This window comes from Mesorhizobium sp. B3-2-1, from assembly GCF_006439515.1.
Taxonomy (GTDB): domain Bacteria; phylum Pseudomonadota; class Alphaproteobacteria; order Rhizobiales; family Rhizobiaceae; genus Mesorhizobium.
Genome location: NZ_VFTI01000040.1, coordinates 26,096 through 48,301 on the forward strand (window position 1 = coordinate 26,096; position 22,206 = coordinate 48,301).

General features: G+C 60.6%; 16 protein-coding genes. 13 read left to right on the top strand and 3 right to left on the bottom strand.

Going from position 1 to position 22,206, the window contains the following annotated elements:
* Positions 1 to 32: 32 nt before the first annotated feature.
* Positions 33 to 665, bottom strand: coding sequence for a response regulator transcription factor (locus tag FJW08_RS28945; RefSeq protein WP_181183087.1), 633 nt, complete (start codon positions 663 to 665; stop codon positions 33 to 35).
* Positions 666 to 1,431: 766 nt separating this feature from the next.
* On the opposite strand from FJW08_RS28945, the gene FJW08_RS28950 reads away from it, so the two are divergent.
* Positions 1,432 to 2,556 carry a patatin-like phospholipase family protein gene (locus tag FJW08_RS28950; protein ID WP_246682648.1) on the top strand — a complete coding sequence of 375 codons (1,125 nt, stop codon included), beginning with the start codon at positions 1,432 to 1,434 and terminating at the stop codon, positions 2,554 to 2,556.
* A gap of 71 nt (positions 2,557 to 2,627) precedes the next feature.
* Here the strand turns inward: FJW08_RS28950 and FJW08_RS28955 are convergent, their stop codons facing one another.
* On the bottom strand, positions 2,628 to 3,245 hold the full coding sequence (locus FJW08_RS28955) for a TetR/AcrR family transcriptional regulator (protein ID WP_140813294.1): 618 nt from the start codon (positions 3,243 to 3,245) through the stop codon (positions 2,628 to 2,630).
* 381 nt (positions 3,246 to 3,626) lie between these two features.
* Here FJW08_RS28955 and FJW08_RS28960 point away from each other — a divergent pair, with 381 nt between their 5' ends.
* The 5 genes from FJW08_RS28960 to FJW08_RS28980 all read left to right on the top strand — a co-directional run bounded on the left by FJW08_RS28960 (position 3,627) and on the right by FJW08_RS28980 (position 8,336).
* Positions 3,627 to 3,974, top strand: coding sequence for an SPW repeat protein (locus tag FJW08_RS28960; protein WP_246682641.1), 348 nt, complete (start codon positions 3,627 to 3,629; stop codon positions 3,972 to 3,974).
* Positions 3,975 to 4,039: 65 nt separating this feature from the next.
* Positions 4,040 to 5,074 (top strand): HlyD family secretion protein, encoded by a 1,035-nt coding sequence (locus FJW08_RS28965; RefSeq protein ID WP_140813295.1) that lies wholly within the window; start codon positions 4,040 to 4,042, stop codon positions 5,072 to 5,074.
* Positions 5,071 to 6,804, top strand: coding sequence for a DHA2 family efflux MFS transporter permease subunit (locus FJW08_RS28970; protein ID WP_246682642.1), 1,734 nt, complete (start codon positions 5,071 to 5,073; stop codon positions 6,802 to 6,804). The genes FJW08_RS28965 and FJW08_RS28970 overlap by 4 nt, the downstream gene beginning before the upstream one ends.
* Before the next feature lie 202 nt (positions 6,805 to 7,006).
* Positions 7,007 to 7,792 (top strand): ATP-binding protein, encoded by a 786-nt coding sequence (locus FJW08_RS28975; RefSeq protein WP_140813296.1) that lies wholly within the window; start codon positions 7,007 to 7,009, stop codon positions 7,790 to 7,792.
* A gap of 109 nt (positions 7,793 to 7,901) precedes the next feature.
* Positions 7,902 to 8,336 carry a DUF1810 family protein gene (locus FJW08_RS28980; RefSeq protein WP_140813297.1) on the top strand — a complete coding sequence of 145 codons (435 nt, stop codon included), beginning with the start codon at positions 7,902 to 7,904 and terminating at the stop codon, positions 8,334 to 8,336.
* Positions 8,337 to 8,461: 125 nt separating this feature from the next.
* On the opposite strand, the gene FJW08_RS28985 is transcribed toward FJW08_RS28980, so the two are convergent.
* Positions 8,462 to 9,715 carry a cytochrome b N-terminal domain-containing protein gene (locus tag FJW08_RS28985; protein WP_140813298.1) on the bottom strand — a complete coding sequence of 418 codons (1,254 nt, stop codon included), beginning with the start codon at positions 9,713 to 9,715 and terminating at the stop codon, positions 8,462 to 8,464.
* A 658-nt stretch (positions 9,716 to 10,373) separates the two neighbouring features.
* Between FJW08_RS28985 and FJW08_RS28990 the strand changes: the two genes are divergently transcribed.
* The 7 genes from FJW08_RS28990 to FJW08_RS29020 all read left to right on the top strand — a co-directional run bounded on the left by FJW08_RS28990 (position 10,374) and on the right by FJW08_RS29020 (position 21,383).
* A complete protein-coding gene (locus FJW08_RS28990; protein WP_140813299.1) occupies positions 10,374 to 14,402 on the top strand; it encodes a PAS domain-containing protein in 4,029 nt (1,342 codons plus the stop codon).
* Positions 14,403 to 14,588: 186 nt separating this feature from the next.
* Positions 14,589 to 17,483, top strand: coding sequence for a PAS domain-containing protein (locus FJW08_RS28995; protein WP_246682644.1), 2,895 nt, complete (start codon positions 14,589 to 14,591; stop codon positions 17,481 to 17,483).
* Positions 17,480 to 18,121: a response regulator gene (locus tag FJW08_RS29000; RefSeq protein WP_140813300.1), complete on the top strand. Its 642-nt coding sequence runs from the start codon at positions 17,480 to 17,482 to the stop codon at positions 18,119 to 18,121. Before FJW08_RS28995 ends, FJW08_RS29000 begins: the two co-directional genes overlap by 4 nt.
* Before the next feature lie 3 nt (positions 18,122 to 18,124).
* Positions 18,125 to 18,514 (top strand): response regulator, encoded by a 390-nt coding sequence (locus FJW08_RS29005; RefSeq protein ID WP_140813301.1) that lies wholly within the window; start codon positions 18,125 to 18,127, stop codon positions 18,512 to 18,514.
* On the top strand, positions 18,504 to 19,196 hold the full coding sequence (locus FJW08_RS29010; protein ID WP_140813302.1) for a response regulator transcription factor: 693 nt from the start codon (positions 18,504 to 18,506) through the stop codon (positions 19,194 to 19,196). Before FJW08_RS29005 ends, FJW08_RS29010 begins: the two co-directional genes overlap by 11 nt.
* Before the next feature lie 352 nt (positions 19,197 to 19,548).
* The gene (locus FJW08_RS29015; RefSeq protein WP_140813303.1) at positions 19,549 to 20,064 is read left to right on the top strand and encodes a DNA starvation/stationary phase protection protein; all 516 of its coding nucleotides are present in this window, start codon (positions 19,549 to 19,551) and stop codon (positions 20,062 to 20,064) included.
* A gap of 338 nt (positions 20,065 to 20,402) precedes the next feature.
* Positions 20,403 to 21,383, top strand: coding sequence for an alpha/beta hydrolase (locus tag FJW08_RS29020; protein WP_140813304.1), 981 nt, complete (start codon positions 20,403 to 20,405; stop codon positions 21,381 to 21,383).
* Positions 21,384 to 22,206 lie beyond the last annotated feature (823 nt).

A 22,206-nucleotide genomic window follows, 5' to 3' on the forward strand; every position in this document is an offset into this window, starting at 1 on the left:
ATTGCCCAACTGTCCTCTCCGGCAGCCGGGGCTCAGCGGATATCAGTTGGAAGCGACTGCCAAACGTTGAAGAGATGAGAGACGGACCTTGCGTTCATCTTCTTCATCATGTTGCTCCGATGGAGCTTTACAGTGATTTCGCTGATACCAAGGTGCGATGCGATCTGCTTGTTCATCGCGCCGGAGACCACGAATCTCAGCACTTCCCGCTCGCGGGGCGTAAGTGTCTGATAGAGGGCCGCGTTCTTGCGTGATATGGCCGACGCCGCTCTTCGCGCGACGTCGGTGGCTATGGCTGTAGACACCGCGTCCAGGAACGTCTGGTCCCGCACCGGCTTGGTCAGGAAATCCACTGCCCCTGCCTTTATCGCCTTGACGCTCATGGCGATGTCGCCATGACCCGTCAAGAAGACGATCGGTGTCCTTATGCCTTTGGTTGCAAGCAGATGCTGGAGGTCGAGGCCGCTCAGACCCGGCATTCGCACATCGAGAACAAGGCAGCCCGGGCGATCCGGCAGCGTCGCGTCCAGCACTTCCTGGCCTGAGGAAAACGATATCGTGTCGATACCAACCGAATTCAGCAACTCCTCCAACGCGTCGCGGACCGCTGCGTCATCGTCGATCAGAATTACTACGGGACTGTCTGCGATACCTGAAGTTGCCACGCCATTACTCTCGCCTCGGGGAGATCTGCTGGACACGAATTGGCGTCACGTGATCAGTGTCAACTGCGTTTCCGTCACACGTCAATTACGACCTCCGCCTCACGCGCTGCCGCCGGAATTCGTTCGGCGACCGATAGCTAACGATGCGCCGCCAATCGTAGTCTCTAGGTCTGGCGTAGCTGTATAGCGGCAGGCAACGCAACACGACAAAGGGTGATCGGATCTGGCGATTTGAATGGCTGACCTAGACCTCGGTATAGGTATGTGGACCGCCGGTTCCGGCCCTTATGTCATTCGCCTTCGGCGCAGGGCATCACCATGGGTGATCGGCTGCTTCGCCAGACGCCGCTGTGCCCCACCCGCGCCAGTGCTGTGGAGGCATTGTCACAAGGGGAAGAACTGCGGTGGTCTGCCGATATCCAACAGGCGACCTATACTAGGGTATTGCCTGCCTTCATCCTTGAACCAATCGACTACAACCACGCCTTCCACATAGCCTGCTTCAGCAGCTCCTCATCGACGTCGTGTCGGTCAAAATGAGGAGCATGCAATCCGCATGATGGGTCGGGCTGACGGGTAATACCGCGCTGCCAGCATTACGCATGCCTATGGAGATCAAGGCTCATCGCCGGAAGCCACCCGTCCGACCGGTGCCGGAGACCCGAGACCATCGGATCAACCGAAGTTGCGGTGTTCACGATGCCAAGCACGTTGGAGATCCGCTTTGCGGCCTTTGAAAATACTGGTGCTCATTGGGCTGGCAGCACTGGTTGCGACCTTCGCCCGGTTCCAGGGTTGCGCGCCTGGGGTCATCGCGACGGACAGATCCAATGACGCCGTGGAAGCAGACAAGGCTTCGATCACCGGCTATGGCGAGATCCGAATGTATCGCGACGCTCTGATCGGGTCAGGAGATGTTCGCGACTGGACGCCGGAGACCGAGCCGAATGGCCTCGACGTCCTTATGATCTCCGGCGGCGGTGCGGGAGGCGCCTTCAGCGTCGGCGTACTTTCGGCGTGGAGCGCGGCCGGTACCCGCCCGCAATTCGATGTGGTCACCGGCGTAAGCACGGGTGCCTTGATCGCACCGTTCGCGTTCCTCGGATCTGCTTATGACGAAACTCTGGTGCATCTCACTACGAGCGGTGTCGCGGAGGACCTTATCGCAACCAAATTTCCCGTTGGCTTGATTGGATCGAGCTTGCTGAGATCAGCGCCGTTGAGGTGGATGGTCGAGCGCTTCATCACTCCGGCGGTCCTGCAACAGATTGCAGCACAACATCGTGGGGGCCGTCGCCTTTTTGTCCTTACAACCAATCTCGACACCCAGCGTGCCGTCTTGTGGAACATAGGCGCCATCGCCAACAGCGGCCGCCCGGCCGCGCTTAAGCTTGTCCAGGACGTTTTGATAGCATCAGCGAGCATTCCGGGTGTTTATCCGGCGGTCATGATCGAGACCGAGTCGGGAGGTCGCCGCTTCCAGGAAATGCATTCTGATGGGGGATCGTCCTCGCAATTCTTGATACTTCCACAGGCCATCCTGAGAAGCACAAACCATCTCGTGCCGAACAAGCAGCAGGACGTCGATTTCTACGTGATCGTCAACAACGCGCTCATGCCGGAATTCGCAACCACGCCGAACAGAACGCTGTCTGTCATGGCAAGAGCATACTCCATCCTCCTCAAGTCCCAGACGCAGAGCGAACTGACGATCCTTTATGACTACACCAGACAGACAGGGGCACGTTTCCACCTGGCGACGATTGACGTTCAGGTCCCCTATTCGATGCTCAATCCTTTCAACACCAGTTATATGCAGACTGTCTATGACCTTGGATACACCGGAACAGTCGCCGGAAATCTGTGGAAAGATCGCCCTGTCTTTCGCTGAAGACCAATGCTTCGGCGGGTTGCGATCAGCACCCCTGCGCGATCCCGGCCGATCAGCAAGTCCACTTTGTCTTAACCCGGTCGAATACCGTTCAAAAAGACCTCAACGGCGGAACTGACCGCTGCCTTCGCTTCTTCGCGCGACGGCGGCGGGCGTAGGCCGAGAATGACCTGCAGATGGAGGTTGCCCCGCATCATGGCTACAAAATGACCTGCCAAGCCCAGGCAATCGCCCCCCTGAATTTCTCCGCGCTCCTTTGCGACTTCGAGGACCTCGGCGAGCCGGGACGTGGCCCGGCTGGGTCCCTGTTCGTAGAACGACTTCACGAGATCAGGAAAGCGATTGGCCTCGGCCCCGGCAATTCTGTATATGCCGAGCAAGGTGGGCGACATGTAAGCGTCCATAAGCTGTTGGCCAAATGCCGTCAGCGTCTCCCGCAAGTCATGGCCTGCAATCTTTTCAATTGCCAAGGTCGAAAGCACCTTGTCTGCGCTTTCCACTATGATGGCCGAGAACAGCCCTTCCTTATTGCCGAACTCATTGTAGATGTTGCGTTTCGATCCGCCCACGCGTTCGATGATCGCGTCGATGCTTGTCGCCGCGTAGCCTTGTTCGAAAAAGACCTCGGCAGCCGCCTGAAGAAGGGCCTCTCGACGGGTTTTGGTTCCCCCCGACTTCGCTGCAACCACAGGCCTTTCCCCTCAATCACAATGCGCTTCCTGATTGGTAACGAGTGTTACCACAGACGTCAACGGTAGTATGCCAGGGGCCGTGGTGCTGGCGTGCCTGTCGCGCATACCGCGGGCCTGGCCGGCGAATCCTGTCCGCACTGTCTCGCAAGGGCAAGGTGCCTGACACATGCGACGTAAGAAGGGCTGATCTCCTAAGCCGAATCTCGCTGCGACCTGAGCGCTTCGCTACCTTTCACCATCATCACGCCCATCCGCCTGACACCTTAGCATCGCCCGACATACGCCTGCGTAGAATAGGCGAGCGCACCGGACTGTCTCATCCTCCCGTCTCCGTTCACCGCAGCCTTGGTGGAAAGGTGGTACGGACCGAAAAAGGAGATGAAGATGAAAAGTGAAGTACCAAGCAAGGGGTTGGAGTGGACCAACCTTATTCTGGGCGCTGGCTTGGCCTGCGCTGCGTTCCTGTTTGCCGGGCTGCCTGCCGCGGCTTGGAATGCCGGGATCGTTGGCACGCTGATCGTATGCTGCTCCGCTGTCGCGCTCTACCGCTACGGGGCTTGGGCCGAATGGTCCAACCTCACCCTGGGTTCATGGGCGGTGATTGCGCCATTCCTGCTCGGCTTCGGATCGGCACAGGCAGCAATGTGGACCCACGTCCTGATCGGACTCTGCGTCGCGACGGTCGCCATCATCCAGCTCCGGAACAGCCGCACGGCATCGGCATAGCCTCTTGACTTGGTAACAGTCATTACCGTAAATGCGGATGGTAACGTGCATTACCGGAGGACGCCGTGACACAGCGCAACAAAAGAAAGATCGTCGGCTTGCTGCTGTGCCTCGGCGCCTTTGTGGTCGTGGCTGCGGGGTGGGCTTGGGCCAGTTCGGACAGCAACGTGTCGACCGACAACGCCTATGTCCGCGGAGACGTGACCTCCATCGCTCCAAAAGTTGCGGGCTACGTCACTGCGGTGGAGATTAAGGACAACCAGACCGTCCAGGCCGGAGACGTCCTGTTCCGGATTGACCATCGGGACTACCGCGCACGCCTCGCGCAAGCTGCGGCCAATGTCGAAGCTGCCCAGGCTCGTCTCAGCAATGTTGCAGCAGAGATCCAGCTTCAGCATGCTCTCATCCGACAGGCCGAAGCCCAGATGCGTTCGGCCGAGGCCGAGTTGAACCTCGCGATAAAGGCGTCCGACCGCCGCCGCGAACTTATTCGCAGCAACGCCGTGAGCCGGGCCCAGGTCGATGAAACTGATGCCGCGCGCTTGAGAGCCGAGGCTGGCCTGGCAGCGGCATCGGCAACGGTAGAGGCACAGCAGCAACGTGTCGCCGTTCTTGCCACTCAGCGCGAAGCGGCCGTTGCCGCCGTCGCACAGGCACGGGCCGCATGCGATCTCGCCCAAATCGATCTCGACAGCACCGTGGTGCGCGCTCCAGTCAGCGGCGTCATCGGCAACCGTCAGGTGCGCATTGGCCGGCTTGTCGCGCCTGGCGTCTCCTTGCTGGATCTCGTACCGGTCAACGACGTGTGGGTCGTGGCGAATTTCAAAGAAACCCAGGTCGAATATATCCGGCCCGGCCAGCACGTCCGCATTGCCATCGACGGCTATCCAAACGAGAGGTTTGAAGGGGTGGTGGACAGCTTTTCGCCGGGCAGCGGATCTGCGTTCAGCCTGCTTCCCGCGGACAATGCGACCGGGAACTTCGTTCGCGTCGTCCAGCGCATTCCGGTCAAGATCCGGTTTGTCGGCAATCCATTGGCCGGCCGCCTCGTCCCGGGCCTGTCCGCCCGAGTCGAGATCAATGGAGCGAGCGGCTCGTGACCACGGCGCTCGTCGCCACGCAGGGCCGCGATCGATCTGCGGCGGGAGGCTTTCTCGTCGCGGGCATGGTGCTCGCCTCCTTGACTGAGGCGATTGCCAGCACGGTCCTGTCGCTCGGGCGCGGCGATATCATCGGCGACACCTATGCAACTCCCGATGAGTTCGCTTGGCTGGACATCGGATACACCGCTCCGAAGCTAATCGGGTTCATGGCCGCTGCCTGCCTGATGAACCGTGTCAACCCGCGCAGTCTGGTCATCGGCTCAACCCTGGTCATGGGCGTAGCCTGCGCCATTGCCGCCATCACAGACCGATTGGACCTGCTTGTCTTGCTCCGCGTCATGCAAGGCTTCTCCGGAGGCATCCTGCTTGTCGGGGGCCAGGCGGTCATTTTTCTCGCCTATCCGCGCTCCCACCAACCAATTCTTCAAGCCCTGTTCGCAATGGGGTCGGTCGTTGCCCCCGCCACTATCGCTCCAGCCCTTCAAGGGTGGTTGCTCGATAGCCAATCCTGGACATGGATATTCTTCAGCATCGTTCCGGTGGCGCTGGCGGCGGCCGGGCTTCTGCTGATCGCGGATAGCCCGATGCACGCCAAGACCACGCACCATCCGTTTGATTGGTTCGGCTTCGCCTTGATCTCCGTCACACTTTTCTGCTTCACCTATGTCTTCAGCCAAGGCAGCCGATGGGACTGGTTCGAGGAGCCTCGGATCCTGTGGCTGACAGTGATCGGCACAGCCACCTTGCTGGCATTTCTCGGCCAACAGGTGATGGCCGAAGGCCAAGGCCTGCTGGATTTCACCTTGTTCAAATCGGAGGATTTTTCTTTCGCCTTCATCGTCAGTTTCGTCGCCGGCGCCGCTTTGTTCGGGAGCGCCTTCCTGATCCCTTCGTTTGCCGTGTCCGTCCTTGCGTTCACGCCAACCGATGCAGGCCTGCTGCTGTTGCCGAGCGGTGTACTTTTCATCGGGGCGCTCCTCATCGCTGCTTTCCTCATGCAGGCCCGCCGGGTTCCTCCGATCGCCACGGTACCCTTCGGAATCCTGATGATCATGGTTGCGATGTGGATGCTGTCCGGTTCGACCATCGACAGCGGAGCGGACGACATGATGCCAGCCATCCTGTTGCGCGGTCTGGGCCTCGGCTTCCTTTTCCTGTCGATCACCCTCATCGCTTTCGGCAGACTCGACGACCAAAACCTGCCATCCGGCATAGGCCTCTTCAACACGGGTCGTCAGCTCGGCGGTCTTATCGGAGTCGCCGGGCTTCAGACATTGATCGACCACAATGTCGCGGCCAATGTCGCGGTACTTGGCGCCAATGTCACCGCGGGTATTCCTGCAGTCAGCGAGCGTCTGTCGACGACGACCGCCTTGTTGGCGGCAAGAGGGATGGATCCCGTGGCGGCTGGCCGGGCAGCGACGAGCCTGCTGGGGAGAGCCGTCACCGGTCAGTCCACCGTGATCGCCTTCGACACCGCATTCAATGCCGTAGCGCTGCTGTTTGTGATCGCCGCGCCCGTTCTGGTCGCGATCAAGATCGGCCTCACCCGATTCACAAGACTGCGCGCGGCGCAATTATCCTTGAAGCCAACCGGCTTCCCGAGGCTGGACGCGCATGCGTCCGACATGATTCCGAGCCAGCAGTCCTTGGTCGCCTCGAAAGTCCGCATCGACGAGAATCAGCGGCAGGCGCCTGCGACGGAAGACGCGCGGTTGCCAGTCTGACACACGTCCGGGATTGTTCCGGCTTGGCCGCTCCATCGCGCCGTGGGTGCTGGGAGAGCAACCCAGCGAAACCGCAGCAAGACATATACTGCGGTATGGATCGCCCTCATCCCCAACCCAATCGACCCGCGAACGCTCCTCAATATAGCCTCCCCTTGCGAGCCTGCACCGCCAAGTGTCGGCCAAAAAAGGAGTGCATGAAATGTCGCGCGCGGAAACAGAAGCAAGCACTGCCGGCGACTATGTCTTTGACCGGATTGCCGACGTTTCGCAGGCCGACCCGCCCATAGAGCAGCCGACAGCCGGCATTGTTCATGATCTAGGCAACCTTATCCAGGTCGCTTCATCCGCGTTGAATAGGGTTGCTCGCGACCCGAGCGTCTCGACTGCTCCTGCTCTCAAGCCCGTAATCGCCAGCGCCATGACCGCTCTGCAGCGGGCTGGTGCGCTCGTCCGGGAGACGGTAGGCGGTGCCGCGGCGAATTACCGCGATCTCGAGCATGCAAGCGTAAGCGCCTGCCTGGCCGAGGTCGAAAACCTTCTTCGAAGTGCATGGGATACCAGCTTTCGTCTCGATGTTCGCGCCGGAACCGATCTCGCCACAGCGAAATGCGATCCCCTCGGTTTGCAGAACGCGGTTTTGAATCTCGTATTCAACGCGCGCGACGCGATGCCGAGCGGCGGTCTAATTTCGATAAGCGCCGCTACGATCGTCCACGGCTGCGCCACCATCGTCGAGTTCCGGGTCGAAGACTGCGGTATCGGAATGACGCGGGAGACCGTGCTCCGGGCGTTCGATCCCTTTTTCACGACCAAGGGCAAGGGCCTGGGCGGCATCGGCTTGCCGATGGTGAAGCATTTTGCCGAGCGGTACGGCGGAAGCGTCGACATCGAGAGCGTCTTCGGGGCGGGTACGACGGTGATATTGCGGGTGCCCGCGATGCAGGCTCGGCAGGACTTGCGGCAAACCGAGAGGAGAGTTCGGTGACCCGCATCCTCATGCCATGGGTATGTCTCTCGTCGGGGCAGGGAGGCCCAGCCATTCTCGCCAGGGCACAGGCGGAATTGTTCCCCGTGGAAGATTGGCGTAAATCGAAATGAGCGACGAATACAATTTGCACAGGTTCATCCGTGCACAGAACCGGGTGTACGGCGATGCGATCCGTATTCTACGTCGGGGAATGATGTGCACTCCATTCATGGAATTCATATTTCCGAGGCTGGCATCCTATCGAAGCGACGCGGCGCCTGAGCCTTACGCCATCACGTCCCTCGAGGAAGCCAGCGCCTACCTCTCATCTCCGCTGCTGGAAAGTCGCTATCGGGAATGTGTTGGCACATTGCAGCGGCTCTCGAACAAAAGCGCTTACGCCGTCTTCGGCGATATAGATGCGCGGAAACTGCACGCCTCGCTGACGCTGTTTTCCGAAGCAAGCAATGACGAGTCCCTGCTCAATACGATGTTCGACGTCTGGTTCGATGGTTTACTCGACGAGAAGACCGTGAATGAACTTAACGCCATGTCGCGATAGTTCAACTTGCGCAACCACATGCCTGTCGAAGAGGAATGGCGGCAGGCGATGTGACCGCAAGCTGACGGGCGTGCTGAGTTCGCGCCGATCTGCCTTTGCCCGCTCGATCCGCTCGGCCGAGGAGGCTATTTGGCGCTTTTCTCCAGGATGGCTTCGGTTATCGAGTTCGGCAGCCGGCGTGGCGTCTCGATCAAGCCAAGCAGCGGCATGACGACGAGAAAGAAGGCGAAATAGTAGACGGCGGAGACCTGCATCAGCGGGATGTAGATGCCCTCGGCGGGCTTCGAGCCCAGCCAGCCAAGGAAGATCGCGTTGGCGGCAAACAGCCAGAAGAACCGCCTGTACCAGGGACGGTAGACCGCCGAGCGAACCTTCGATGTATCGAGCCAGGGCACGAGGAACAGCACGGCGATAGCGCCGAACATGGCGAGCACGCCACCCAGCTTCGAGTCTATCGGCCCGATGTTGAACGTTACGGCGCGCAGGATGGCGTAGAACGGCAGGAAGTACCATTCGGGCACGATATGAGCCGGCGTCTTCAGCGGGTCGGCCATGGTGTAGTTGTCGAGATGCCCGAGATAGTTCGGCATGTAGAAGACGAAATACGTAAAGACGATCAGGAACACCACTGCCCCGAGCGCGTCTTTCATCGTGGCGTGGGGTGTGAAGTCCACGACATCAGTTTGCGACTTCACGTCGATGCCTGCGGGATTGTTCTGGCCGACGACGTGAAGCGCCCAGATGTGCAAAATCACGACGCCCGCCAGCATGAACGGCAGCAGGTAGTGCAGCGCAAAGAAGCGGTTGAGCGTTGGATTGTCGACGGCAAAACCGCCGAGCAGCAATTGCTGGACCCAGTCGCCGATCAGCGGGATGGCGCTGAAGAAGCCGGTGATGACGGTGGCGCCCCAGAACGACATCTGGCCCCAGGGCAGCACATAGCCGATGAAGGCGGTTGCCATCATCAACACAAGGTTGGTGCAGCCGAGTATCCAGAGCAGCTCTCGCGGCGCCTTGTAGGAGCCGTAATAGAGGCCGCGGGAGATATGGACGTAGACCGCGATGAAGAAGAACGACGCGCCGTTCGAATGCAGGTAGCGCAACAGCCAGCCGGAATTCACGTCACGCATGATCTTCTCGACCGAATTGAAAGCCAGTGTCGTGTCGGCCGCATAGTGCATCGCCAGCACGACGCCGGTCACGATCTGCGCCGCCAGCATCATCGAGAGGATGCCGCCAAACGAATAGGCGTAGTTCAGGTTGCGCGGGACGGGATAGACGATGAACTGATCATGCACCATGCGCGGCAGCGGCAGGCGGGCGTCGAGCCAGCGTCCGATCCTGGTCTTGGGTAGATAGGCTGAATGTCCACCACTCATTGCGTCGCCCTGGTTATCGAATTCTCGGTACCGAAATCGGCCGCTCTGCTTAGCCGGCTGCCGTCATCACGGATGAGCGGGTTCACTGGCGTTTGCGAACCTTGGCGGCACTCCTATCCCGTAGCGCGCGCAGGTTCGCCGAACCGTCGCGCGAGCAAACCCGTCAACGCCGCTGCCGCGACTTGCCGGCGGCGGCGCCGTGTCGTCACACCACAGTCCCGGGAGAATCCGCAGCGCCTTCGACAGGTCGAATCCCGGCGTCATTCCGGTTACGGCAGTGCCGACAATGCCAGCCTTCCGCAGCGCGGGCCATTGTGCCGAGGACGCGTGCGTCCGATACGTTGGTCTATGGTTTCCTGCGTGAAGGAGTTGGGCGGGTTGCCGCGGACATCATGTATCTTGGCCGACGGTGAGTGACGCCGTAATTGGTTGATGCGCCATGTGCAGAGCGGCTGTCTTCCGGCTTTTCTGCGGAGGCGCGTGGCGCCCCCTTGCCCGCGCAATGCATGGATTTCCATGAGGTGCGCTGGCGCATGGCGGAATCTAGAGTGGGAGGGGACTGCGTTCGCCAGCCCAAATCTCGGGTGGGATTTTAGCCAGCCAGATGTTCAGAAGTAGTGCTATACGAAGCGCCGACGGTCCCGAGCTGGAGCAGCCGATGATGTACGTCTGGTCGCACCGCCCACAATTCTTGCACCTGGGACTTTTTATTGCCGCCTACGTCCTGGGCTGCGGATTTGCCCAGTCGCTCGCAATCGTACCTGGAACAGGCATTTCCATCTGGCCGCCGAGCGGGCTTTTCATCGCTACTCTTGTCTTCACCTCCAGGCATAGCTGGCCATGGTGGGTGTTGGCTGGCTGTTTGTCTGAGCTGTCCAGCAATCTCTTGTGGTTCCACAGTCCGGTGCCTGCGGCTTTCCTGATTTATACCGGCAACGCTCTTGAAGCCGTGGCCGGCGCGTGGCTCGTGAACCGGACCTTAAGGCGACCGGTTCGGCTGGAAACCTTGCAGGAAGTTCTCGCATTCGTCGCGCTGGGCGCCGGAGTTGCGCCAGTCATAAGCGCGACGGTTGGGAGCGCGACGCTTGCGTGGTTTGGTATGCAGTCGCAAACCTTCGTGGCGGCCTGGCCTCTCTGGTGGATCGGAGACGCCACCGGGGTCCTAATCGTGGCGCCACTGGCGCTGGTCGTGTTCCAGAACTGGCGTGGCAAGGCCCAGCTATCGGCCGCGCGGTGGATCGAAGCTTGCGTCCTGGGAGTGGTCTTTCTAGGTGTCGCCGCCCTTTCCTTGAGCGGTTACCTGCCCTTCGCTTACATCATCATGCCGCCTCTTCTGTGGGCGGCGGTGCGCTTTGAGTTCAAAGGGGCCGCCGTCACCTTGACCCTCCTCGCGCTGATTACGGCGGTGTTCACAATATCCGGTACCAGCCAATTTGCCGGTGATGTCGAGTCCCTGAAGCATAATCAGATCATGCTGCAGCTTTTTCTGGCCGTCTCGGCATTTTCGGCGCTCATCGTGGCCGCCATATCCCGGCAGCATCAGCTATCGTTGCTCACATTGCGTCAAAGCGTGGAGGCATTACGCGGCCGCGAACGGGAGCTCTCGCAACTCGTCGACATGGTCCCGAGCCATGTCTGGCGTCTGACGCCGGACGGCGAGCCGACTTTCTTCAACAAGCGCATGATGGATTATCTCGGTTTCGACGTGGCGGGCACAGACAGGCAAGGCATGAGCCGACTGGAGGCGGTCATAGAGACCGTCCATCCGGACGACGTAGCGGAGTTTAGGAACGCCCTATACCGCTGCCTCGTCACCGGTGAGCGGTTTTCCATGAGGCATCGCCTGCGCCGCGCCGACGGCGTCTATCGCTGGATGTCGAGCCGGGCGGAGCCCATGCGGGATGAGGGCGCACGCATCGTCCAGTGGTACGGCCTCTGCCACGACATAGACGATCAGATGCAGGCCGAAGAGGCGCTGCGGCGGAGCGAGCGGCAGCTTCAGGAAATGATCGACGCCGTGCCGGTCCGCGTCTGGAGCGCAACCCCTGCGGGTGGGCCAATCTACTTCAACAAGCGATATCAGGACCATTTTCGCTCCGTCATCCCGAACTTCGAAGAGCTCGAGGAGCCGAGCATCGAAGAATTGCTGCAAGAGCTGATTCATCCCGAAGATGCTCTCGAGGTGCAGCGAACATTACGGAATTCTTTCGAAACCGGCGGCGGCTCCGCGATGCGGTTTCGTTGGCTCGAGAAGGATGGCGCTTATCGCTGGGCGGAGTGCAGGGCGGAGCCCCGGCGTGACCAAGATGGATCGATTGTGCAATGGTACGGGGTCTCTCTCGACATCGATGATGAGGTGCGCGCGCAGGAGGCATTGCGCTACAGGGAGCGTGAGCTCTCGCAACTCGTGGACATGGTCCCGGTCCAGATCAGGCGTCTGACGCCCGAAGGCGAGCCGACCTTCTTCAATAAGCGCTTGCTCGACTTTTTTGGTCTGGACGACGTAGCGGGTTTGGACAAGCCGGGCATGAGCCGGCTGGCTGCTGTCATAGGGAGCCTCGTCCATCCCGATGATGCAGCCAACCTGCTGGAGACCGCCCGCCACTCCTTCGCCAGCGGCGAGCCCTTCTCCTTGAAGTATCGTATGCGTCGTGCGGACGGCGCGTATCGCTGGGTTGATAGCCGCGGGGAACCGCTGCGAGATCAAGGCGAAGCGATTATTCAATGGTACGTAATTTCCATCGACATCGACGATGAAATGCGTGCGCAGGAAACGTTGCGTGGTCGGGAGCGAGAACTCTCGCAACTCGTGGATATGGTTCCGAGCCTGCTCTGGCGGTTGAGCCCGGAGGGCGAGCCGGCCTTCTTCAACAAGCGCCTGATAAAATTTCTCGGCCGGGACATAGCCGATGCAGACAAGCCGGGCATGAGCCGGCTGTCAGCCTTCATGGAGACCGCCATCCATCCCGATGATGCGGACAGCCTCAGGGAAGCGCTCAACCATTCCTTAGCCACTGGCGAGCGCTTCTCCAGGAAATATCGCCTGCGGCGTGGTGATGGCGTCTACCGCTGGGTGGAAGGCAGCGCGGAGCCACTGCGGGATGAGAGCGCACGCATCGTCCAGTGGTACGGCCTCTCGCACGACGTCGACGATCAGCTGCAGGTCGAACAGGCGCTGCGACGCAGCGAGCGGCAGCTTCAGCAGCTCATAGACACAGTGCCAATGCAGATCTGGTGCGTAACGCCAGGTGGCGAGCCAGCATACATCAACAAAACCATGGTGGATTATATCGGTCTGAAACTGGAAGATTTTGACGCGCAGGCAGGATTGCCGAGCGCCATTGAAACCATCGTCCATCCGGATGACAGGGCCCTTTTGCTGGGAGCCCTAACTCATTCCTTCAGCACGGGTGAACCGTTCGAGCTGAAGTTTCGCAACCGTCGATGGGATGGTTCATATCGCTGGACAGAGGGACGCGCGGATCCGCTTCACGATGAGAATGGTCGCATAATCCGATGGTACGGTGCCAACGTCGACATCCACGATTTTGTGACTTCGCAGGAAGCTCTGCGAGAAAGGGAACGCTCGCTCTGGCAGCTTGTCGAAACGCTACCGGTAATGATCGATTGCGCCGGGCCGGATGGAGAGCCGATGTATCGCAGCCAGCAGCTCCGCGAATTCCTTGGGTACAGCCTTGAAGAATTGGACAGTGCGGGAAAGTCCCGGTTGGCTGGCACACTCGACGCCGGCGTTCATCCCGACGACCTCGCGGGGGTCAAGGAGCAGTACGCCCGTTCGTTGTCCACCGGCGAGCCGTATGCGCGGAAGCACCGTCTGCGGCGCTTCGATGGCGAATATCTCTGGGTCGACACGCGCGCCGCGCCGATGCGAAACGCCGAGGGCGCCATTGTGCAGTGGAATGTCATCTGCCTGGATATTGACGGCGAGGTTCGGACGCAGGAAGAGCTGCGTCTGGCGCAAGAGCGTCTTGCACGGGCGAGCCAGGCGGCAAGCCTTGCTGAGCTTTCGGCTTCCATCGCGCATGAGGTGAACCAGCCACTGGCGGCGATCGTGGCCAACTCACATGCCTGCTACCGCTGGCTGGCCGCCGAGCCTCCGAACCTCGTTCGCGCGAAGACCACGGCCGAGCGCATTATCCGCGACGCCAACTCCGCGGCAGATGTTGTCAGCCGCATCCGCGCTCTGTTCAGACCGGCCCTTGAAATGAGGACCAGCACGCCGATCGCCAGCGTCATTGCCGAAGCGCGTGACCTGATGGCCGAGGAAGCTACGCGGCGCCGTGTCCGTATGGACATCGATGTCGAGAGCGAGCTTCCGCTTGTCGCGCTCGATCGTGTCCAGATCCAACAGGTTTTGGTCAATCTCATCCGCAACGGCATGGAGGCGATGGACTCTACCGCGGGCGACAGGATTCTTGGGGTGCGCGTGCGCCGAATGGGAGAGGTTGTCCAGACGGAGATCAGCGATCGCGGCTTGGGCGTCGAGTTTCCAGACAGAATATTCGAGCCATTTCTCACGACAAAAGAGCAGGGCATGGGCATGGGGTTGGCGATCTGCCGGTCGATCATCGAGTCTCACGGCGGGCGATTATGGATGGAGAAAAACGAACCGCATGGAGCGACGTTCATCTTCACATTGCCCGTCGAAGCGAAAGCGGCGTCATGACGATGGAAGATCACATTGTCTCCATCGTGCATTCCGGTTCCCGATAGCTGCAACATCTCCGATGCATGGATTTCCATAAGATGCGGGGCCGGCGTGATGGCACTAGGCTGCGTGCGAGTTCGCCGCCAGGTTCAGATGTTGAGAACAAGTCCCCAGGCTTTCTTTGTCCGGCAGGAGAAGCCGATCGTGACGGCAGTGCTTCCCCAACAACGCCTGGCCCTTGCGATCGGAGTATCCGTCATCGGCATGGGCGCTTCCTGGCTGGCCGCGACGCCATTTGGCCTGTTGGCCCCGGTTGCCGCACTCAACCTCTATGCACGTGGTCGCACGGTTCAGCTCCTCTATCCGATATTGGGGACTGCGCTCGCCGGCTTGGTGTGGGCCGCCTGGTTCGACATTGGCGGTATGCGCGATCTCGCATTGCTATGGGCAGCGTTCTTTGCCGTGGCACTTTGCGTTGCGGCGGTCGTTGCCACACGTCTCCCGGCGTCACCCGATGCCGACGCGGGTTGGGCAGCGCAGGTTGTCGAGAGGGTAGTCGGCAATGCATGGGCAACCGATGCCGCCGGCAGGTTCATCTACGTGACGCCGACCGCGCTGACCTTTGCTGGGATGAGGCTGGACAATCTGAATTCTCCGTCGGAAGAAGGTGAATTCTGCTGGAAGCGCGTCATTCATCCAGACGATTATGACGACGCCGTCGCCGCATGGCGCCGCTGCCTGCAAACAGGTGAGCATTACAATGTCGAACACCGCATGTTACGCGCGAGCGGTGCTTACGGTTGGGGTCGAATCTCGGGGCAGCCACTGCGTGACAGCCAGGGTCATGTGCTTGCATGGTACGGTACAATCATTGACGGCGATGTTCCGCTCGTCAGCGATCGATTTGCGGACGCCGACAGTGCCGCGCTCAAGGAAAAAGCCGCGTCGGACGCACCGCATTCGCTGAGCCTTATTCATCCGAATGACCGGACTGCGACGGCTCATGCGGCCGCTCGCGCCTTCTGGACGGGCGTCCCCCAGGTCACGAAACATCGGCAACGCCAGGCCGACGGCTACTATCGTTGGACCGAGACCCGATCGGAGCCGGGGTACAGTGTAAGTGTCGACATCGACGATCTGGTGACGGACAGGGAGCCGCTGACTACGACAGGATCAGACCCGTTAGGTGAAAACGAAGCCGAGCCAATCCGGTCGGCGAAGGTCGTCGAGAGCATATTCGGCAACGGATGGGCATTCGATGCGGCTGGCCGATGGATCTACCTGCATCCGTTTGCCCAGAACTCGCTCGGGGTGACGCCGAAGGATTTGAATGCTTCCTTGAAGGAGGGTCATACCGCCTGGAAACGGCTGCTTCATCCGGACGACTATGATCAGGTCGCAGCCGCATGGCGCCACTGTCTGAAGACCGGCGATCACTTCAATGTCGAGTTTCGCTTTAGGCGCGCGACGGGCGTCTATGTCTGGGCTCGAACCGCCGCACGCCCAACGCGCGACAGCCAGGGTCAAATCACAGGATGGTTTGGCATCGCGCTTGACAACGACGTTTATAAGAAAACCGTGGCGGCGTTGCGCGGTCGGGAACGTGAGCTCTCCCAACTGGTGGACATGGTCCCGGTCCAGATAAGGCGTCTGACGCCTGAAGGCGAGCCAACCTTCTTCAACAAGCGCTTGCTTGACTTCTTCGGGTTGAACGACCTGGCGCAACTGGATAAGCCGGATATGAGCCGGCTGGCGGCAGTCGTACAGTCTCTCATTCATCCCGAAGATGCAACCCGCCTGCTGGAGGCAGTCCGCCACTCCCTCGTTACCGGCGAGCCCTACTCCTTGAAGTATCGTATGCGTCGCGCGGACGGCGCGTATCGCTGGGTTGATGGCCGCGCCGAGCCGGTGCGGGACCAAGGCGGAGCGATTGTACAATGGTTCGTAATTTCCATCGACATCGACGATGAGATGCGTGCGCAGGAAGCGCTGCGCGAGAGGGAGCGTTTTCTCTGGCAGCTGGTTGAAACGCTGCCGGTGATGATCGATTGCGCCGCGCCGGATGGCGAGCCGATGTATCGCAGCCAGCATCTCCGCGAATTCCTCGGATACAACCTTGAAGAATTGGATGGTGCGGGAAAGTCCCGGTTGGCCGGCACACTCGACGCCGGCGTTCATCCTGACGACCTCGCGGCAGTCAAGGAGCAGTACGCCCATTCGTTGTCCACCGGCGAGCCATACTCGGGGAGGCACCGTCTGCGGCGCTTCGATGGGGAATATCTCTGGGTCGACATGCGCGCGGCGCCGATGCGGAATGCCGAGGGCGCCATTGTGCGGTGGAATGTCGTCTGCCTGGACATTGACGGCGAGGTTCGGGCGCAGGAGGAACTGCGTCTGGCGCGAGAAAGACTTGCACGGGCGAGCCAGGCGGCAAGCCTTGCGGAGCTCTCGGCATCCATCGCGCATGAGGTGAACCAGCCACTGGCGGCGATCGTGGCCAACTCACACGCCTGCTATCGCTGGCTGGCCGCCGAGCCTCCGAACCTCGAGCGTGCCGAGATCGCGGCCGAGCGCATCATTCGTGACGCAAACTCCGCCGCCGATGTCGTGAGCCGCATCCGCGCTCTGTTCAAGCAATCCATGGACAGCAGGATTTCTACGGCGCTCGGCGGCCTCATTGCGGAGGCGCACAACCTCATGGCCGAGGAAGCGGCACGGCGGCGTGTCCGCATGGACATCAACGTCGACACCGAGCTTCCACTTGTCGCGCTGGATCGTGTCCAGATCCAGCAAGTTCTGGTCAATCTCATCGGCAACGGCATGGATGCAATGGACTCTACTGCAGGTGACAGGATTCTTGGGGTGCGTGTGCGCCGAATGGGAGATGTGGTCCAGACGGAGATCAGCGATCGCGGTCTGGGCGTCGAGTTTCCGGACAGGATATTCGAGCCGTTCTTCACGACGAAAGAGCAGGGCATGGGGATGGGTTTGGCGATCTGCCGGTCGATCATAGAGTCTCACGGGGGGCGATTGTGGATGGAGAGGAACGAGCCGCATGGAGCGACGTTCATCTTCACGTTGCCTATAAAGGCGCCATGACGATGGAAGATCATATCGTCTTCATCGTGGATGACGATGAACGTATCCGGGAGGCGCTCGGCGAGCTGCTGGCCTCGCACGGTTTGCGCGCCATCGCGTTTGGATCGGCCGGCGACTATGTCGGCGCCAACAAGCCGGACGCCCCGTCGTGCCTCATCCTCGATGTCGAATTGCCGGATATTAACGGCCTCGATCTGCAGAGGCAGATCGCGGAGGGCGATCATCCGCCGATCGTTTTCATAACCGGACATGGCGACATTCCATCCTCGGTGCGTGCGATCAAGCACGGCGCCGTGGATTTTCTTACCAAGCCTTTCAGTGATGCGGATCTTATGGCCGCAATCCACGCGGCGATCGCCCAGGATCGGCAAAAGCGAGCAGACCGCGCCGAACTTGGTGTGTTGCGGCAACGCTATCTTGACCTGACGCCGCGCGAGCGTGAGGTGCTGCCACTGGTGGTGAGCGGTCTTCTCAACAAGCAGGCCGCCGCCGAACTCGGGATCAGCGAGGTCACATTACAAATCCATAGAAGGAATGTGATGCAGAAGATGGCGGCGGCATCGCTCGCCGACCTCGTGCGTATCGCGGAGCGACTGGAGATACCGATCACTCACTCGCGCCGAGCGGGAGGGAGCTGAGCCGTGACCAAGCGAAGACCTGTCGTGGCGGTTGTAGATGACGATCCAAGGCTGCTTGAGTCGCTCGAGGACCTTCTGGAGTCGGCGGGCTATGTGGCCCGCAGCTTCCCGTCGGCGGGATCGCTGCTCATCGACGGGCTGTTGGGCGTGGACGTGCTCATCACCGACATTGGGATGCCTGGCACGGACGGCTTTGAGCTTCGTGATCTGGTGAAGAAGGCGCGTCCGGGACTGCCGGTGTTCCTGATCACCGGCCGTCACGAGATAGCGGATCAGTACCGCGCCAAGGGCATTAGCGGGTTTTTCCGGAAGCCTTTTGACGGCCAGGTTCTGCTTGCTGCCGTCACCGAAGCTTTACGCAACCAAGAAACCGAGGACAAACATGAGAGTTGACCAGCCGCTCTTGCGGAAATCGGCGCCGTTGGCAAAGCAACGAAAGAGTGAAGCGGAGCAGCCGCTCGTCATCATTGTCGATGACGATCCGTCTGTTCGAGAGGCGCTGTTCGAATTGATCCTGTCGGCGGGTTTCCTGCCGGTCTGCTTCACCTCGACCCGCGAACTGCTCGACGCCGGCATACTGGACAGCCCCGGCTGCCTGATCCTCGACGTGCGCATGCCGGGGACGAGCGGTCTCGATCTGCAACATCATCTTGCGAAAAACGGAAACCCAAAGCCCATCATCTTCCTGACCGGGCATGGCGACATTCCGATGACTGTCCAGGCGATGAAGGCCGGCGCCGTGGACTTTCTCACCAAGCCGGTGCGGGATCAAACGCTGCTAGACGCTGTGATAACGGGCATTGCGATGGATGCCGAGCGGCGGGCGCAGGCGGTCGTCGTCAAGCGCAACATCGAGCGCGTCGAGACGCTGACGCCACGCGAGCGCGAGGTTCTCTGCGAAGTGGCGCGCGGACGCCTCAACAAGCAGATTGCCTTCGACCTCGGCATCAGTGAAGTGACGGTCAAGCTGCATCGCGGCAATGTCATGCGCAAGATGGAGGCCGCTTCCATCGGCGAGCTGATCCGGGCATGGGAGACACTGCCCGCGCCGATGCGTGAGGCCGGCGCGACCTAGACGCTAGCATAGGCCGCTCCATGCCTCCCGTCCAATAGGATTGTCCAGCGCCGCAGACCATTCTTCGTCAAGAGGTTCTAGCCGTCGCCGTATTTTCAGCGGAGTCTGCACTGCGCCGGTTCGCGACCTTCGCAGGGTCCAGCACAAATCTCAGAGGGTAGGTTAGCCGGCAACGTGAACCGGGCGTGAGATAACGACCCTGCCGACCCAAGATCTGCCTCGCCGAGAAATTTGAACGAGGTGGTCTCGCAATACCCATGCCGCCAATGCCCCGGCCGGCTCTAGCAGGCCGAGCTCAATGTCAATTCGCGAAGCCCCTTTTCGGCTTCGTCCCAACAAAGGAGTAAGGACCATGGAAGACAATGCCAAATCCCGCATGAGTGCCGACCTGCACACCCGGTCAGGCCTTTCCAACGAAGCGGTGCACGACATTTCGGCTGCAGCGACGGTTCTGCTGGCCGATCTATTCGTCCTCTATCTGAAGACCAAGAACTTCCACTGGCACATGTCGGGACCGCATTTCCGCGACTATCACTTATTGCTCGATGATCAGGCAGACGAGATTCTGGCCGTGACCGATCCACTGGCTGAACGGGTACGCAAACTCGGCGGCACTACCATTCGCTCGATCGGCGACATTTCCCGCCGCCAACGACTGGTGGACAACGATGCCGATTTCGTCCAATCGCACGAGGCGCTGGCGGAATTGCGCGAGGACAATGGCACGCTGGCCGCCCGAATGCGCGTCCTGCATGGCATTTGCGACGAACACGGCGACGTGGCCACAGCGAGCCTCCTGGAAAATTGGATCGACGAGTCCGAGCAGCGGTTCTGGTTCCTGTTTGAGACCCTTCGCAGATCGAACTGATATTCGTCGGTTGTGACGGGGCGGGGCCTGTGTCTCTGGTGCCCGCCCCGGAACGTGCACATGTCTGCCCGACGAGTCGAAGCACTCTAATCGCCAGGCCTTCTCCTCAGCCACGACCCATGCCTCGGCGTGCCTATCCTGCACCTTGGCATCGTATCGCAGATCCTTCCGTAGAATAGGTTAGCGGCCCGGATCGGTGCATCCTCCTTGCAAGCCATCACGACCGTCGAGTTTCGACCGCTCCTTCGCCCGTCCCTCCCCGAACTGCGATCGCGCAGGTCGATCGATGGTCGTGATGGTGAGCCGAATGTTCAAAGCCACACACCAAGGACGGTGCGATGAACCAGGATGGATTTTTCTCCGTTGGCGCATCCCGCCGCGATGTTTTGTTGGCCGGCTTGAGCGTAGTTGCCGCCGCCGGATTGCCGCTCGCTGCTTCGGCCGCGAACCGAGTGCAAAACCTTCCCACCTCTAAATCAAGCAAAGGATCCAAGACGATGAGCACAATCACGACCAAGGACGGCACGGAAATTTACTACAAGGACTGGGGTAAGGGTCCGGCTGTAACCTTCTCGCATGGCTGGCCGCTGAATTCCGATGCATGGGACGGCCAGATGCTCTTCCTGGCGCGGAACGGCTTCCGCGTGGTGGCGCACGACCGCCGCGGCCATGGCCGGTCCAGCCAAGCCTCCTCTGGCAATGACATGAACGGCTATGCCGACGATCTGGCGGCAGTGATCGAGGCGCTGGATCTTCACGACGCGACGCTGGTCGGCCATTCCACCGGAGGAGGTGAGGTCGCTCGATACGTCGGGCGGCACGGAACGAAGCGGGTTGCCAAAGCCGTTCTTATCGCGGCGGTTCCGCCGATCATGCTGAAGACGTCAGCCAATCCGGAAGGCCTGCCCCAGGAAGTGTTTGACGGTATGCGGAGCGCCCTCGTCGGGGATCGCTCGCAATTCTACCGCGATCTGGCGCCCATGTTTTATGGCGCAAACAGGCCGGGCGCCAAGGTTTCGCAAGGGACGCTCGATCAGTTCTGGCTGTGGAGCATGCAGGCCGGTCTTCTGAACGCTTACGAATGCATCAAGGCTTTCTCCGAGACCGACTTCACCGAAGATCTCAAGAAGTTCGACGTGCCGACTCTGATCCTGCACGGCGAGGACGACCAGATCGTTCCCGTCAAGGACTCGGCAGTCAAGTCGGCGCGGCTGATCAAGGGTGCCAAGAATATCTACTACCCCGGGGCGCCGCACGGCATCACAGCCACGCTCCAGGACCAAGTCAACGCTCACCTGCTCGCCTTCATCCGGGGATGATGCCGGCTGGCCGCGCGTCATCCGCAATTCCTCGGAGCTCCCGATGACCATCTCTGGCAATCTTTCGCGCGCGTTGAACCTTATCTCAGGCGGCCCAAGAGGCCAAACGTTGTGCGCTCGCATAGCCGAGCGGTGGCCCGAATGCTGGTTCTGCCGGCTTATGTCTCGGACGGTGGAACGGAACCACTGCGCCATCGAACTCCAGCGCTGGCGCCGGCACGGGACTCCCACTGAGGTACAAATGATGCACGGACGGCCACTCGGACCACAGCCGCCAAGGCATGAAACCTCTTGCGGACAGGCGGGCTGTGCTTACGCGCAGCTCGCCCGCGACTTGGCGAACTGGTCACTATTTGAGGGAGGGACAACGCCGGAGGTTCTGGAGACCTCTGCCCATTCTTCGGCCGCCGCGGAGACGGTCGCAGGCGACAGGCACCACGTCTCGTCGTCGGCCGTCGCCGGCGAGCGCCTGCAAGGCCAAAGCGTTCTGGAAGACGAGCCTGCCGAGCGCCGGGAATCTGTCGATCATAGATAGTTGTTTTGCCAACGACATCTCGGCCATCTTGGAACCGACCGCTGGCCGCCATCGTCACCGATGGTAGAACAGGCCTCCAGCAGCAATCGCGTGATGATCCCGAAAAAATCGGCAGGTCACGATGTCGATCGAGCGCGATCGAAATCGTGACCTGCGTCTCCTGCGACAAGGCAGCTGACCGCAGCCCGGATAGGAAATCCGGATTCACAAATCCAGGACGTATCGCTGGTGCGGCGGAAGAGGGACCGAGGTCACGCCTCGCCCCTTCAATTTTCCGATTGTCGGGCG

What these genes read in the sequence shown, in the direction of transcription:
- FJW08_RS28990 (WP_140813299.1), top strand. Translation starts at nt 10,374, where the DNA reads ATGATGTACGTCTGGTCGCACCGCCCACAATTCTTGCACCTGGGACTT.
- FJW08_RS28975 (WP_140813296.1), top strand. Translation starts at nt 7,007, where the DNA reads ATGTCGCGCGCGGAAACAGAAGCAAGCACTGCCGGCGACTATGTCTTT.
- FJW08_RS28960 (WP_246682641.1), top strand. Translation starts at nt 3,627, where the DNA reads ATGAAGATGAAAAGTGAAGTACCAAGCAAGGGGTTGGAGTGGACCAAC.
- FJW08_RS29015 (WP_140813303.1), top strand. Translation starts at nt 19,549, where the DNA reads ATGGAAGACAATGCCAAATCCCGCATGAGTGCCGACCTGCACACCCGG.
- FJW08_RS28980 (WP_140813297.1), top strand. Translation starts at nt 7,902, where the DNA reads ATGAGCGACGAATACAATTTGCACAGGTTCATCCGTGCACAGAACCGG.
- FJW08_RS28985 (WP_140813298.1), bottom strand. Translation starts at nt 9,715, where the DNA reads ATGAGTGGTGGACATTCAGCCTATCTACCCAAGACCAGGATCGGACGC.
- FJW08_RS29010 (WP_140813302.1), top strand. Translation starts at nt 18,504, where the DNA reads ATGAGAGTTGACCAGCCGCTCTTGCGGAAATCGGCGCCGTTGGCAAAG.
- FJW08_RS29020 (WP_140813304.1), top strand. Translation starts at nt 20,403, where the DNA reads ATGAACCAGGATGGATTTTTCTCCGTTGGCGCATCCCGCCGCGATGTT.
- FJW08_RS29000 (WP_140813300.1), top strand. Translation starts at nt 17,480, where the DNA reads ATGACGATGGAAGATCATATCGTCTTCATCGTGGATGACGATGAACGT.